This is a genomic window from Vibrio rhizosphaerae, assembly GCF_024347095.1.
In the GTDB taxonomy this organism is placed as follows: domain Bacteria; phylum Pseudomonadota; class Gammaproteobacteria; order Enterobacterales; family Vibrionaceae; genus Vibrio; species Vibrio rhizosphaerae.
Genome location: NZ_AP024903.1, coordinates 2,445,430 through 2,459,583 on the forward strand (window position 1 = coordinate 2,445,430; position 14,154 = coordinate 2,459,583).

The 14,154-nt window shown below is 48.0% G+C and carries 14 protein-coding genes and 1 pseudogene; all 15 read right to left on the reverse strand.

Annotated elements, in window-relative coordinates; genetic code table 11:
- Positions 1 to 4: 4 nt before the first annotated feature.
- Positions 5 to 274 (reverse strand): flagellar biosynthesis protein FliQ, encoded by a 270-nt coding sequence (gene fliQ, locus OCV37_RS10525; RefSeq protein WP_038183782.1) that lies wholly within the window; start codon positions 272 to 274, stop codon positions 5 to 7.
- A gap of 9 nt (positions 275 to 283) precedes the next feature.
- Positions 284 to 958 (reverse strand): annotated as a pseudogene (gene fliP / locus OCV37_RS10530) (flagellar type III secretion system pore protein FliP); the annotation flags it as partial.
- A gap of 190 nt (positions 959 to 1,148) precedes the next feature.
- The gene (gene fliO / locus OCV37_RS10535; RefSeq protein WP_038183776.1) at positions 1,149 to 1,541 is read right to left on the reverse strand and encodes a flagellar biosynthetic protein FliO; all 393 of its coding nucleotides are present in this window, start codon (positions 1,539 to 1,541) and stop codon (positions 1,149 to 1,151) included.
- Between the two features lie 8 nt (positions 1,542 to 1,549).
- Positions 1,550 to 1,963, reverse strand: coding sequence for a flagellar motor switch protein FliN (gene fliN, locus OCV37_RS10540; protein ID WP_038183772.1), 414 nt, complete (start codon positions 1,961 to 1,963; stop codon positions 1,550 to 1,552).
- 5 nt (positions 1,964 to 1,968) lie between these two features.
- Positions 1,969 to 3,024, reverse strand: a complete 1,056-nt coding sequence (fliM, locus tag OCV37_RS10545) for a flagellar motor switch protein FliM (protein ID WP_038183770.1) — start codon at positions 3,022 to 3,024, stop codon at positions 1,969 to 1,971.
- A gap of 7 nt (positions 3,025 to 3,031) precedes the next feature.
- Positions 3,032 to 3,538, reverse strand: coding sequence for a flagellar basal body-associated protein FliL (gene fliL / locus OCV37_RS10550; protein ID WP_038183766.1), 507 nt, complete (start codon positions 3,536 to 3,538; stop codon positions 3,032 to 3,034).
- Between the two features lie 37 nt (positions 3,539 to 3,575).
- On the reverse strand, positions 3,576 to 5,591 hold the full coding sequence (locus OCV37_RS10555) for a flagellar hook-length control protein FliK (RefSeq protein ID WP_038183762.1): 2,016 nt from the start codon (positions 5,589 to 5,591) through the stop codon (positions 3,576 to 3,578).
- Positions 5,592 to 5,753: 162 nt separating this feature from the next.
- Positions 5,754 to 6,194, reverse strand: coding sequence for a flagellar export protein FliJ (gene fliJ / locus OCV37_RS10560; protein ID WP_038183759.1), 441 nt, complete (start codon positions 6,192 to 6,194; stop codon positions 5,754 to 5,756).
- Position 6,195: 1 nt separating this feature from the next.
- Complete coding sequence (fliI, locus tag OCV37_RS10565; protein WP_038183756.1) at positions 6,196 to 7,524, reverse strand: flagellar protein export ATPase FliI; 1,329 nt, start codon at positions 7,522 to 7,524, stop codon at positions 6,196 to 6,198.
- The gene (gene fliH / locus OCV37_RS10570; protein ID WP_038183755.1) at positions 7,518 to 8,318 is read right to left on the reverse strand and encodes a flagellar assembly protein FliH; all 801 of its coding nucleotides are present in this window, start codon (positions 8,316 to 8,318) and stop codon (positions 7,518 to 7,520) included. Before fliH ends, fliI begins: the two co-directional genes overlap by 7 nt.
- Before the next feature lie 22 nt (positions 8,319 to 8,340).
- Positions 8,341 to 9,387 (reverse strand): flagellar motor switch protein FliG, encoded by a 1,047-nt coding sequence (fliG, locus tag OCV37_RS10575; protein ID WP_038183752.1) that lies wholly within the window; start codon positions 9,385 to 9,387, stop codon positions 8,341 to 8,343.
- The gene (gene fliF / locus OCV37_RS10580) at positions 9,380 to 11,119 is read right to left on the reverse strand and encodes a flagellar basal-body MS-ring/collar protein FliF (protein ID WP_038183749.1); all 1,740 of its coding nucleotides are present in this window, start codon (positions 11,117 to 11,119) and stop codon (positions 9,380 to 9,382) included. The genes fliG and fliF overlap by 8 nt, the downstream gene beginning before the upstream one ends.
- Positions 11,120 to 11,164: 45 nt before the next feature.
- A complete protein-coding gene (gene fliE / locus OCV37_RS10585; RefSeq protein WP_038183746.1) occupies positions 11,165 to 11,476 on the reverse strand; it encodes a flagellar hook-basal body complex protein FliE in 312 nt (103 codons plus the stop codon).
- Between the two features lie 90 nt (positions 11,477 to 11,566).
- Positions 11,567 to 12,994 (reverse strand): sigma-54-dependent transcriptional regulator, encoded by a 1,428-nt coding sequence (locus OCV37_RS10590; protein ID WP_038183743.1) that lies wholly within the window; start codon positions 12,992 to 12,994, stop codon positions 11,567 to 11,569.
- Positions 12,995 to 12,996: 2 nt separating this feature from the next.
- A complete protein-coding gene (locus OCV37_RS10595) occupies positions 12,997 to 14,049 on the reverse strand; it encodes a sensor histidine kinase (protein WP_038183740.1) in 1,053 nt (350 codons plus the stop codon).
- Positions 14,050 to 14,154 lie beyond the last annotated feature (105 nt).

Consider the following 14,154-nt stretch of genomic DNA (forward strand, 5'->3'; position numbering starts at 1 on the left):
CGCCTCAGTAGAGGATTTGGGGTAAACGATCGATCATGGAATAAAAGAATTCCATCAAAATCCGAGTCATCCAGTGGGCAAACACCATTAAAGCCAGCAAAGTCACGATTAAACGGGGGAGGAAGCTGAGTGTCTGCTCGTTAATTGAGGTCGCAGCCTGAAACACTGCCACCGCTAAACCAATCAATAAACCGGGGACAATGATTGCCGAAACCATCAATAATACAATCCATAAAGCATCGCGGAATATTTCAACAAAAGCTTCTGGTGTCATCTTATCCCCCTAAAGTGCAAAGCTACCGGCAAGGGTCGACAGAATCAGATTCCATCCATCCACCAATACAAACAACATGAGCTTAAATGGCAAAGATACAATCATTGGAGATAACATCATCATCCCCATCGCCATCAAGACTGAGGCGACAACCAAGTCAATGACCAAGAACGGGAGAAACAGCATAAAGCCGATCTGGAAGGCCGTTTTTAACTCAGACGTGATAAACGCCGGGATCAAGACTGTCATTTCGACATTTTGCGGATCGGTTGCCTGAGAGCCGGACATATTGACAAATGTTTCTAAATCTTTGACCCGTGTCTGCTTGAGCATAAATGCCCGCATCGGTTTTTGTGCTTCATCAAACGCTTGTTTCGCATTAATTTGCTCATTGAGATAAGGCTGAATCGCACGTTCATTCACTTGGTGAAATACCGGAGACATAATAAAAAAGGTCAGAAATAACGCAATCCCGATAATAACTTGGTTTGACGGTGTCTGCTGCAACCCCATGGCTTGCCGTAAAATCGACATCACCACAACAATCCGGGTAAACGAGGTCATCAAAATAACCAATGCCGGCAAAAAGCCGAGCATCGTCATTAAGCCGAGAATTTGCAGGCTAATCGAATAATCCTGACTCCCGTCAGGATTGGTCGTCATTGTAATCGCAGGGATACCGGCTTGATTCGTGTGAGCCGTCGTTGTTGTATTCGAAAGCCCCTGAGCGGTAATACTCTGCGTGACGAGACTATTGGCGGGCTGAGCCTCTCCCGGAGCAGGAGCCGCCCAAGACATCGCAGAGAATACCCCTAAACACAGCACCAGCCCGGAAAGGGCCAGTTTGTTCAAATACGATGTCATTAAATGGAAGTTATATTTTATCATTCTTCTTCAGAAACCGATTAAGTTGGCCCGCAAAGGGATGTTCCACGGACTGAGACCCTGATGTCAAAGGTTGTTCAAGCTTGGAAATCAATTGAATCGAATGACTCGTTGCCCCGACTAGAAATTGCTCTTCTCCCGCTTGAACAACCAACAATTTCTCTTTCGTACCAATCGGAAGTTGCCGGATGATCATCAGATCTTTTTGGTGTCCCAAGGCTGGCAGACGCATCTTTTTCAGTAAAAATGCCAGAACCAAAATAAAGGCAATCACAAAAACCAAAGACCCAAGAGTCGTCAAAATACTCATGGCGTCGCCGACCTCAGCCCAAACAGGAAAGGCACAAAAAAACAGACTAGACAGGCAAATTAATCGTTTCATCAATGCCCTTATCTCAGCTTCTTAATCCGTTCTGTCTGGCTAATCACATCGGTTAAACGGATACCGAACTTATCATTCACCACCACAACCTCACCATGCGCAATTAATGTTCCATTGACGAGAACATCCAGTGATTCTCCGGCGATGCGATCCAGTTCAACCACCGAGCCTTGGTTCAATTGCAGCAGGTTACGGATACTGATTTGCGAACGCCCGACTTCCATCGAAATCGTCACCGGGATATCCATAATCGTATCCAGTTTACGCCGCTCATCATCTGAAATAGGCTGTGATGTATCTTTCAACTCTTCAAGCGGAGCCGCCAATATTTCATCAATATCGTCATCTGATGCCGCATTCGGGTCTTCACCCAGTGCCGCAGCCCACTCATCTGCCAGTTTTTGATCATCAATATCAGACATCTTCGCTACCTACTTTCATCTTTTACTTCATCTTCTCTTTCAAGGTCGGAAATAATATCCTCACTCAAAAAAGCCAAATCCGTCTTCACAACATCAGGACGTCTGATTTTCTGGGAAATCTGAATGGCCAGATTATCTTCTGAACGTCCCATTTTCACGCGGAAGGTCGGCAGTTCTTCCACAAACATAATCGCATGCTCAGGCATATCAATGGGAATGACATCGCCCGCCTGCAACTCCATCAAATCTCTTAATGCCAATACTTTTTCCAGCAAGTTCACGCGGAAATTGACGGGGACATCCATGATTTCTTCACGCAATGCGGAGCTCCAACGAACATCCGTTTCCATCTTATCCGACTGAACCCCGGCATCTAAAAGCTCACGGATCGGTTCAAGCATCGAGTATGGCATGACCATATGAAAATCACCACCGCCGCCATCGACCTCAATATGAAATGAACTTACAACAATGACTTCTGTCGGGCTGACAATATTGGCCATACTGGGGTTCACTTCGGAGTCAAGATATTCAAACTCAACCCCCATCACCGGTGACCAGGCCTCTTTATAATCTGCGAACACAATTTTCAGCAAAAGTTGAATGACACGACGCTCTGTCGGAGTAAATTCACGCCCTTCGATTCTGGCGTGAAAGCGGCCATCGCCACCAAAGAAGTTTTCCACCAGAATAAAGACGAGACGTGCTTCCATTGTAATCAGTGCCGTCCCTTTCAGGGGACGAAAACGTACCATGTTCAGACTGGTCGGGACATACAGAGTATTCTGATACTCCCCGAACTTCATCATCTGTACGCCGTTAATCGACACTTCGGCTGTTTTTCTCAACATGTTAAACAAGCTGATACGCAAGTGACGCGCAAACCGTTCATTAATCAGTTCAAGCGTCGGCATCCGTCCGCGGACAATACGATCCTGAGAAGAAAAGTCAAAATTGGTCGCTTCACGCGTTTCCGTCTCTAACTCTTCTTCTTCATCATCGACACTATCGACGCCATGTAATAGCGCATCAATCTCGTCCTGGCTTAATAGATCAGTCACATATCACCTATTGCATTACAAAATCAGTAAACAGAACTCGTTCAATCACTGGCTCTCCGACCGCTTTGGTCAGCGCTGTCTGAATATCTTTCGTTGCCCGGTCCCGTAATTCAATCCGTCCATTCGGTGACCGCAGCTGTTCTACCGTTGCAGACGCAAACGTCGAAAGCAAAGAACTTTCAATTAACGGGGAGTGATAACGGGCCTTATTTTCATTCTGACTCCCTCGCACCATTAACTGAACTTTAATTTGTACCATCCGTTCTCGCTTATCACCGGACACATTAAACACAAACGGTTGAGGAAGACTGACATAAGCCACTGGCTCATTACTGCTATCAGCCTTCACGACACTCTGCTCAGGTTCTGCAGTTGGCGATTCGTCATTCGAACCCATCATAAAAAATGCAGCACCGCCACCAATGACCAGCAATACCACCAAAGCAATAATGATAATCAAAAGTTTCTTTTTGCCGCCGGATGCATTTTCTGCAACACCATTTTCATCTGCCATAATTATCTCTGCACGTGCAACATACTAATTTTAAACCTTATGCGTAATAACTGATGCCATCACGCTTCGAACGAACATCCACATCAAGTTTAACACCTGTGTCTGGATTATCATCATGAAAAACTGAATCCTGACCAGAGACAGAACCTCGTCCGGACGACTGCCCTTGCCCGGAAGCGGCATAGCCATGCTGTTGCTGACCACTGCTTTGGTGCTGCACAGACGTTTCCCCTAGCTGCACACCCTGCTGTGACAACATATCTCTCAAACGAGGCATCGAATGTTCAAGCGCTTCTCTGGCTTGTGGCGTCGCGACAGTAAAATGCACGGTCGTCGCATCACCCGACATGTTCATTCGAATATGCATTCGTCCAAGTTCTGGCGGATCAAGACGGATGTCAATATTTTTCAGATTCTTAGACATCATCATCTGCACCCGCTCCGAGAGCTGGTCGGCAGCCATCGCGTCTTTTGCCAAATAGACGGATGTAGGATTCTGAGCCACATCCGCTCTGATATGATTCTGTACGCCTGAGGTCTGCTGACCGGTCAACGCCGACATTTGATGTGCAAAATGGCTTTCTTTGCCGGTACCGTCATCCATCATGCCATCCGGACGAGACTTTCCATCCCCAAATCCAGCCAGACGCTGACGAATCCATTGCTCACGCCCGACAGCGCTCGCGGATAAAGTCTGTAAAGCGGCCTGAGAAGCGACGGAGTCAGCCGCAAGATGGGCGGGTGACTGCATCGCACCATCACTCTGAATTGCCTGAGTCAGCGGATTGACCGGAACAGGCACGGTTTGAGACTGTTGTTGTGCCATCAACTGTTGCTGAATCGCCTGTGTATGATGGCGGGGATCAACTCTGGACGGGAGTTCCTGATTGAGAGATTGCAGCAACTTTTGTGATAACACCGCTTTCTCAGGATTTCCCTCAGCGCCTGCGGATACAGATGCTTGAACATCATCATCAGTTAAAGCAATATTTTGCATCGTCCCCTGACTGACAGCCTCCTGATTTGCTACGTCCCGGAGATTCATCCCGGCGGGTACCTGCACAGATGAGACCGTGGTGTTTTTCTGTCCTGTATCCTGATGTCCAACGTCTTGAGTCTTGCCGGATGCAATAACAGACGATGCAACACGACCATTGGATTGAGTGACGACATCTGCGAGCTGATTGATATCAGCCGCCAAGGCCTTCTCCCCTGTCAATTCATGTTCACCCAGTTCTTTCCCTTTGCGATGAAGAGACGAACTCTCTGCTTCAGGATCAGACAAGGATAAATCTGCAGGAACCGTCGTATCCTGAAGCGTTGCCGGATCGATGCCTTTCAACTGTTGCTCTGGGTTTACAGCGTGTGCTTGTTTGGCCGTGTCAATGATGTCTGGGGCTGGCAATTTATTGCCGTTTTGCGAGACAAGCTGTTGTTCAGCCCCTTTAAGCCGGTTTAATACCGCTTCACCCTCGCCCATTGTCCGCAAGGCAGCTTCTTTCTGTGCGGATGGGTCACCCGACTCGATGGCTGGCTGGGAAGACGATGGTGTCGCAACGGTCTGTTGCCTTACGTCAGAAGGCGTACCATTCACTTCTGTGGTATCACCCTGGTGCTGAAGTGACTTATCTGATATTTTCGCGGCCGCAATCTGGGCACTGTCTACATCATCAACATTCTCAGCCCCGTTTTTGGGCGATAGCGTCTCGGTGGCATCTGTCTCGGCTAGCTCAGCTTGGGACAGTTCTTTTCCAGCAAGGACTTTTCCAGATATGTCTTTATCCGATACTGTAGAATCAGACAAAAGGGCATCGGCTGACATATCACCGGCAACCGTTGATGTTGCCGCAATGCTTTTAGCCTCTTCCCCTTTTAGCGAAGGTTTTTCAGCAACCGAATCTTCGCCCTTAAACAACGCTGCAAGTTTGGCAAAAAAGCCACCGGACTCTTGCGATGATTCAGCAGCATCACTAACAATGGCATCATCACTAGCCGCTTTGTGGTGAGACTGAGCTTTCTGTGTTCCTGATGTGGGCGTGAGGTTGATATTCATATCCAATACTCTTGCAAACCAAACCTAATGGACGGTATTCGCTATCACAGACAAATAACCTTGATGCAAACAACTGAGATTAAATAAGCAAAAATTAAGCCATATCTATCAGAATTCGAGTTTGGTGAATCATAGCGTCATTTAGATATAGTCCGCGTTCATTTAAAATCGAGCTTTGCGGGCATATTGAATCGTTGTAAATTCATCGAGCTGCTTCTGCTCGCGCTTGAGTTCAGCTTGTTGTTTTTCAGCCAGTTTTTTATCACGCAGCCACTCGTAGGAACGCCGTGTTTTACGCACTTCAAGCCAATGTTCCTGACAGTTTTCAACTTGATCGATAAAATGCTGCTCCGCACCTCTTTGCTTGGCGAGTGTCTCATCTAACTGAGTTAAAAACCGATTCAGATGTCCGTACTGACTGGCCGTTAAACCGGCTTTTCCCCGATCGATCATTTGATGGCAATAATCGAGGCGATATTGTTCAATCTGACTCACCTGACGGTAGTAGCTTTCCAGTTCCTGACGTGCACTATTCAATGCAAGCACTGCTTTTTCTTCATCCTCTTGTGCCTGCTCCAGCAAAAACTCCAGTGCATTTTCCATGTTATTCAGAGCCTATCTGTAAAACATTCTTCAACATACTGACACACATATCATACGGAACCGTGTCTTTCATGCCTTGTTGCAGGTACATATCGATCTTCGGTTTCAGCGTAAAAGCCTGATCGATCGCGGGGTCGGTTCCCGGCTTATAGGCGCCAATAGACACCAGATCCTGATTCTTACGACACACAGACAGAACTTGCCGTACTGCTTTTGACATTAACTGATGTTCATCGGTCGTAATTTGAGGCATCACCCGGCTGACCGATTTCTCCACATCTATCGCCGGATAGTGACCTGCATCCGCCAGCTCGCGGGACAAGACAATATGGCCGTCGAGAATGGCACGGGAGGCATCAGCAATCGGGTCCTGAAGGTCATCCCCCTCAGTCAAGACGGTAAAAAATGCCGTAATCGATCCCTGACCATCACTCCCGTTTCCGGCTCGTTCAACCAGTGCCGGCAGTTTGGCAAAGACCGATGGCGGATAGCCTTTTGTCGCAGGCGGTTCACCGACTGACAAGGCGATCTCCCGCTGGGCCTGAGCAAAACGAGTCAACGAATCCATCAGCAATAAGACATCTAACCCTTGATCTCGAAAATATTCAGCAATGGTCAGCGCCGTCTGGCACCCTTTCAGACGCATTAACGGTGATGCATCAGCCGGTGCGGCAACGACCACCGCACGTTGACGGCCATCGACCCCTAAAATTTCATCAATAAATTCTTTCACTTCCCGGCCCCGTTCACCAATGAGGCCAACCACCACGACCTGAGCCGTCGTTCCGCGGGTCATCATCCCCAAAGTGACAGACTTACCCACACCGGAACCGGCAAAAAGTCCGATCCGCTGCCCTTTACCGACCGTTAATAAGCCATTGACTGACTTGAGGCCGACATCGAGCGGTTCAGAGATAGGTTTACGGGCTAAAGGGTTGATCGCGACGGATTGGAAAGAAGCTTTATGCTCGGTATAAATAGGGCCTTTGCCATCCAGCGGCATCCCGACGCCATCAATGACTCGCCCTAACAGTTCCATACCGACAGGGACACCAGTATCGCCGTGAACCGGTGTCACTTTCGCACCGGGTAAAATGCCCGAAACTTGTTCACTCGGCATTAAATACAGATGGGCTCCGGAGAAACCGACCACCTCAGCTTCAATCTCACCACTCATGGTTTCGACTTTACATAAGCTCCCGATGGGTGCTTTACATCCGGTCGCTTCCAGTGTCAGTCCAACCACACGAACGAGGCGACCAGACGCAATGGGACGTGAGGACAATCCCTGAGTTTTATATTGTGCAAAACGCTCTTCTAACGCTAACACGCATCACCACCATGTCGATTGGCTTCACAGAAACTTTTCAGTGTGGTTCGGATACGTTCTTCAATTCGATAGCTGACACTCGATTCACCGGCCTCGATTTCAACATCACCGCGATTGAGCGAGGGCTCACTGACTAACGTCCAATGACGGAAATCGAGCGCTTCTTCCCCATAAGACTGGCGAATAACTTCAACATCTTCCGGGTTAAGTTTCAGCGTAATGGCATGACCGGTAATCGGGAGCGACTCAACGGAGGATTTCACCGTATCCAGAATCACCTGAGGGTTCATCTGCACCTCAACCCGAACCACTTCTTTCACTAAGGCAAGCACCATATCAACCAGTTGGCGTTCAACCTGAGCGTTCATCAGCGCCAAAGGCTGGGCAAACTGATTGGCCAAACTGACAAAACTGGCAACATGCTCATCAATGATTTCCTGACCGGCTGCCAGACCTTCGGTTTGTCCTGCCGCCTGACCTTCCTGATGTCCCGCCTGATAGCCTTCGTCTTTGCCTTTTTCGTAGCCTTGTTTGAATCCGGCTTCCTGCCCTTGATGTAATCCTTCCTGATAAGCCCCTTGGCGAATCAGTTCAATTTCTTCTTCGGTCAGTTCAAGTGGTGCTTCTTCTACCGAGCGTTCCGTATCCGGTATCCAGCCCGGGTCATATTTCAGTGCGGTGTCTTTTGCCTGACCATGAGTCTCGTTGGTGTAATCGGGTAACCCCCACACTTTTGCACGCTCGACATCGGTATCCATTCCCGGACGTAAGAATCCGCGTTTTCTGTCTGACATCGTGGCTCCTTAAATCAACCGATCAGAGGAATTCATCCGCACCACCCGACAACATGATTTCACCGTTGTCAGCCATTCTGCGGGCAATCGCCAGAATTTCTTTCTGTGCAGCTTCCACATCCGAGACTTTGATTGGCGGCATCGCTTCCAGATCATCTTTGAGCATTTCGGCCGCACGTTTAGACATATTTTTGAAGATTTTTTCTTTCAGGGTGTCATCCGCACCTTTGAGCGCTTTCTGCAAGACATCCTGCGGCACATCGCGCAATAGTTTTTGGATCCCCTGATCATCCACTTCAGCGAGGTTTTCAAAGACAAACATCAAATCCTGAATTTGCGTTGCCAAATCTTCATCCTGATCACGCATTTGCTCCATCAGAATGCCTTCAACGTTGTTATCCAAGTAGTTCATAATATCGGCAGCCGCTTTCAGACCACCAATTTTCGCAGCTTGTGCCCCGGCTTGTCCGGCAAACTGTTTCTCCATAATTTCATTCAATTCTGCCAAGGCCGATGGCTGTACTTCTTCCAGATTGGCGATCCGCATCATCAAGTCCAATCGGTCCCGTTCAGCAAACTGTGCCAAAATTTCAGCCGATTGATCCGGCTCCAGATAAGACAATACAATCGTCTGGATCTGCGGGTGCTCATTGACAATAATGCTGGCAACCTGACGAGGGTCCATCCATTTCAGTGAGTCCAGACCTTTTGACCCGGTACCAAGCAGAATTTGATCGACCAGATTATTGGCTTTGTCTTCACCTAAGGCTGCAATCAAGGCATTACGCATGAAGTCTTCACTGCCCATCCCGATATTGGTGTATTTCTGAATATCTTCCAGAAATGCGCGATGCACGGCACTGACTTTTCCCTGACTCAGTTCACTAGAACGAGCCATGGCACTCCCGACACGCTGCACCTGCTTCGGTTCCAGATGACGAATGATACCGGCAGCATCTTCTTCATTGAGACTCAACAAAAGGATTGCAGCTTTTTCATCGCCACTAATTGACGCGATATCAATCTCTTGAGGGACCAGATCACCGCCTTTTTCTTTCTCATCAGCCATCGTTCATCATCCAATTTTTCACAACCTGAGCCGCCAGTTCCGGCTCATTGGCGACCAGCGCCCGAACCGCTTTCAGCACATCTTCATCTTTATGTAAATTCGGTAAGTCAATGGTCGAACCGAATTCGAAGAGATCACCCGCCTCAATATCTTCACCAATCAGGCTGGTTTCACCGTCGGCGCCAATTGGTAATCCATCCGGACCATACAGCTGGTCTTCATCTTCACTGGCAGGGTTGATAAGTTTTTTCATTGCCGGACGCACCAACACCAGGATCACGACAATAATCACTAACGCACTTGCCAACCAGCGGATCCAGTCGCCAAAGTTCGGATTTTCCCAAATCGGTACATCCGTGAGCTGTTCCACTTCAGGTTTGGCAAATTGCATACTTAAGACATTGAGTAAATCGCCTCGTTGTTCATTATAGCCAATTGCACCAATCAACACCTGACGTACGGCTTTTAACTGACTGTCAGACAGAGGCTCATAGGTGATGTCGCCGGTATCGGGATTAACGACTTCACGATCTTTAATTGCCACGGATACCGTCTGACGATTAATCACACCGGTCTGTTTCCGCTCATGGCTCACCGTCGTGTTCAATTCGTAATTCCGCGTTGCTTCTTTATGAACCGACCCTTGACCTAACGTCGATCCATCTTTCATTTGGGCCACATCTTCAGGAATCGAAGAGTCCGCAGGAGGCTGGTTACTCAACGCCCCCGGAACGCCGGCGACAACATTGGCATTGTTATAATCTTCCAGCGTGTATTCGCTGCGGGTGGATGGTTTTTGCGGATCAAACTGACGGCTGGTTTGCTCAATGGCACTAAAGTCCATTTCCACATCGACCTGTGCCGTATACTGACCCAGACCGAGAATCGGGATCAGCACTGAATCAATTTTGTCTTTGAGTGCTTGTTCCTGCTTACGTTCTAACTCCTGCTCTTTACGACGTGCCGTTGAAACGGGGTCGGCAGAACCTGAATTGAGCAGGCGACCATGTTGATCGGTGACCGTAATACGGGTGGTTTTCATCCCCGGAACGGCACTGGCAACCATATCAACAATTGAATCGATTTCTTCCTGTTTCAGATTAGCACCCGTTCTCAGTGTCAGAAAAACCGATGCAGACGCTTCTTGGTTCTGGCGGACGAACACACTTGATTTTGGCATTGCGAGTAATACGCGGGCTTTTCGCACCTGATTCATCGCTTCAATGGCTTTGGCTAACTGACGCTCACGGCTCAGTTTTAACCGCTCGATTTCAAGACGCTGTGATACCCCAAAGCCCATATCCTGAAGCAGGATATCATCACCGGCCTGTTTATCCTGATTCAGACCTGCCCGGGCTAAATCCAGTTTGAGCCCGCTGTATTCAGTCACCGGAACCAGAATCGTATTGCCATCGAGTTTGTATTCTTTCTTGCTTTGATCGAGGTAATCGAGAATCGGGATCAATTCTTCAGTGTCATAGGCTCCCAGTGGCCGCATTTCTGGCTCTTTGACCCAGAAAAACAGCATCATAATCAAAGCGACACAAATGGAGATAGAGAGGACGAGAACAACCTGACGAATCAGGTCTAAATCACCGACGGCAAAATCGAAACGAGATGAACTTTTCTCATCCAAATCAGGATCCTGATGCTCGACGGGCAAATCCGTATCTGCGGAAAGTGCACCACCGTCGCTTAAAGTCAGGTCTGTCGATTGGTTATCTTCGGCCACGTTACTTACCTACAATCCTTCAAAATGGATACCGAAACGTCAAAGTTAAACCGGCATGTTCATCAGTTCTTTATAAGCATCAACGAGCTTATTCCGAACCTGTACGGTTGCATCAAATGCAACACTTGCTTTATTTCTGGCAATCATCACATCGGACAGCGACACACCTTCATCACCGCGATCAAAACGGGTTTGCAAATTGCTGGATGTCTGTTGTAGTCCGTTGACATTATGAATTGCTTTGCTAAGCAGATCACCAAAGTCAGCACTCACTGACTGTCCGGTTGGTGCCATTGGTTTGCCGCTGGCTTCCTGTATCATTGACTGCATTTCAGTCTGTAATCCATCTAGTCTCATAAGTTCCCCCACTGATAGCCAATTCTTTGACTCGTATAGTCGTTGCTTATCTATGATCCAGCAATTAGTGTGCCATTTGAAAAATGACCTTTATCCCGGAATATCAATCCCGGCATCACGCATCTTCGCCAACTTATAGCGCAAGGTTCTCGGGCTGATACCAAGGCGTTCAGCCATCTCTTTCCGCCGCCCCTTACAGGCAATCAGGGTTTCCAGAATGATGGAATATTCTTGGTCGCGAAGTTCTCCACCCAAATCAGAAATGCTGGATGGATGTCCGTTCATCTCACTATGAGCCACAGTTTTGACAGTCGGTGGTTCAACCGATTGTGATGTCGAGTATGGTTGTTCACTTTCAACCAATCGCTGCAAGCTACCCGCATCCTTCCAATCGACGCCTTCTAATAGGATATGTTCTTCGTCGATATTGCCGTTTTCACTCAAAATCAAAGCTCTCTGAATCACATTATCCAATTCTCGGACATTGCCGGGCCACGGATAAGACAGGAGTTTTTCTACAGCCGACGGCGCAATCCGGGGCATCGCGATCCCCAGTTTCTTACAATGACGTTCCACCAGATGTTTTGCCAAAGGTTCGATGTCATCCCGACGCTCTCGTAGTGCCGGCCAGGAAATTGGGAATACATTCAGGCGGTAGTATAAATCTTCACGGAATTCACCTTCCTGAACATAACTTTTTAAATCCCGGTTACTGGTCGCAAGCACTCTGACATCCAACTGAATACTTTTCCGGCTGCCCAACCGTTCAACTTCTCTTTCCTGCAGTACCCGTAGTAACTTCGCCTGAAGGTTCAAATCCATTTCACTGATTTCATCGAGCAGAATCGTTCCGCCCTGTGCCTGCTCAAATTTACCGGGACAGGCCTGAATCGCGCCGGTAAAAGCACCTTTTTCATAACCAAACAGGGTCGCTTCCAGCATGTTATCCGGAATAGCAGCACAGTTGATCGCAATAAAAGGGCCATCTTTACGCAATGAAGCATTGTGAATATAGCGGGACATCACTTCTTTCCCGGAACCACTTGGGCCTAAGATCATGACATTTGCATCGGTTTTCGCGACTTTTTCCGCCAAAGCCAGTAATTTCACACTTTTCTCATCAGCAACAACCGCATCACCATTGTCATCAGACTTCACCGGCGCGTAACGGCTGACCATATTCAGCAACACTTCAGGCGCAAATGGTTTCGCCATATAATCAATGGCACCTTCTTTCATCGCAGCAACGGCATCTTCAATATTGGCATACGCAGTCATAAGTAATACCGGGAGATTCGGCCAGTGCTGTTTGATATTTCTCAGCAGTGCCAAGCCCCCCATGCCCGCCATTTGTACATCAGAGACAACAATGTCAACCGCCTCTGACTTTAGCTTTACCAGCGCCTCTTCAGCACAATCCGCTTCGACCCATTCATAACCGGCCAGAGCTAAGGTATCCACCAATGCCTCGCGCAAACCTTCATCATCTTCAACAATTAATACTTTGCTCTGAGCCATGATTACTCTCCTGTCTCTGAATTCTTATGAGAAACCGTCCGCTCCAGAGGAAGACACATCGTGAAACATGCCCCATCCCCCTCTTCAGAAATCAAGTCTAGATGGCCATCGTGTGCACGACAAACCATCTGAACCACCGCAAGCCCTAACCCCGTTCCCTGAGAACGTGTGGTAAAAAAAGGCTCCATAATTTTATTTTGCATCGCTGCCGGAATACCCGGACCATTATCCTGAACAGAAATCTTCAACAGGTTCTGAACCGGTCGGAAGAACACATCGATCTGAGCCCCCTTCCCCGTATTCTGAATCGCATTCATGACCAAATTACTCAACGCTGAAGCAATTGCATTGGGATTTCCCAGCAGCGCCGTCTCCGGATGTTCAACTTCCTGTCCGTAGTCGATTTGATGACTTTGTATCGCGGTTTCGACCATCGGATAAAATTCCTGAACAAGCTCATCAAGTGTAAAAGGTTTCACGACTTTATTGTCGCCCCCTTTCGCAAATAGCAACATGTCATTGACCTGTTTATCCAGATCATGCAACCGATCCATCAACTTGGTCTGAAAACGCTCCCGGGTTGCTACAGGTAATTGAGGTGCAGCAAGGTTCGACGCATAAAGCATAGCACTCGATAAAGGGGTACGAACCTGATGGGCCAGGGACGCAACCATTCGTCCTAACGAGGAAAGCCGCTGTAAATCACTCACCCTAGCCTGCAGCAGGCGCGTTTCAGTTAAATCGGTAATGAGAATCAGCTGACCGGTTGACGATGCTGAAATGGCTAACCGTACTTTTCTGCCATTCCGCAGCGATATTTCGTGCCCATCGTCTTCTTTGGGTGCAAAAGCAGACTGAATCACGGCGTACCAGCGTTCACCAACCAATGGAATTTCCAATAATCGAATCGCCTCCGGATTGGCCTCACGGACAATGCCCTGAGTATCCAATAAGATCACGCCAGCAGGCATGACATCCAATACCTGTTTATATCGTTCAACCTGATCTTCTATTGAATCGAGATGAGAAAGCTGTTGCGCCTGAGATTCTTGCATATTCGTTTTCTGTTCTGTAAAAACAACAATAGCCTGAAAAGCAAAAAGCGTTCCAGACTATTTTCTATATAAAATTCAAATTATTACATTAACAAAGAAAATGTG

Coding starts and splice junctions, on each gene's coding strand:
- OCV37_RS10595 (WP_038183740.1), bottom strand. CDS start 14,049: ATGCAAGAATCTCAGGCGCAACAGCTTTCTCATCTCGATTCAATAGAA.
- OCV37_RS10590 (WP_038183743.1), bottom strand. CDS start 12,994: ATGGCTCAGAGCAAAGTATTAATTGTTGAAGATGATGAAGGTTTGCGC.
- OCV37_RS10555 (WP_038183762.1), bottom strand. CDS start 5,591: ATGAATATCAACCTCACGCCCACATCAGGAACACAGAAAGCTCAGTCT.
- fliH (WP_038183755.1), bottom strand. CDS start 8,318: ATGTCAGACAGAAAACGCGGATTCTTACGTCCGGGAATGGATACCGAT.
- fliN (WP_038183772.1), bottom strand. CDS start 1,963: ATGTCTGATATTGATGATCAAAAACTGGCAGATGAGTGGGCTGCGGCA.
- fliQ (WP_038183782.1), bottom strand. CDS start 274: ATGACACCAGAAGCTTTTGTTGAAATATTCCGCGATGCTTTATGGATT.
- fliG (WP_038183752.1), bottom strand. CDS start 9,387: ATGGCTGATGAGAAAGAAAAAGGCGGTGATCTGGTCCCTCAAGAGATT.
- fliE (WP_038183746.1), bottom strand. CDS start 11,476: ATGAGACTAGATGGATTACAGACTGAAATGCAGTCAATGATACAGGAA.
- fliL (WP_038183766.1), bottom strand. CDS start 3,538: ATGGCAGATGAAAATGGTGTTGCAGAAAATGCATCCGGCGGCAAAAAG.
- fliJ (WP_038183759.1), bottom strand. CDS start 6,194: ATGGAAAATGCACTGGAGTTTTTGCTGGAGCAGGCACAAGAGGATGAA.
- fliO (WP_038183776.1), bottom strand. CDS start 1,541: ATGAAACGATTAATTTGCCTGTCTAGTCTGTTTTTTTGTGCCTTTCCT.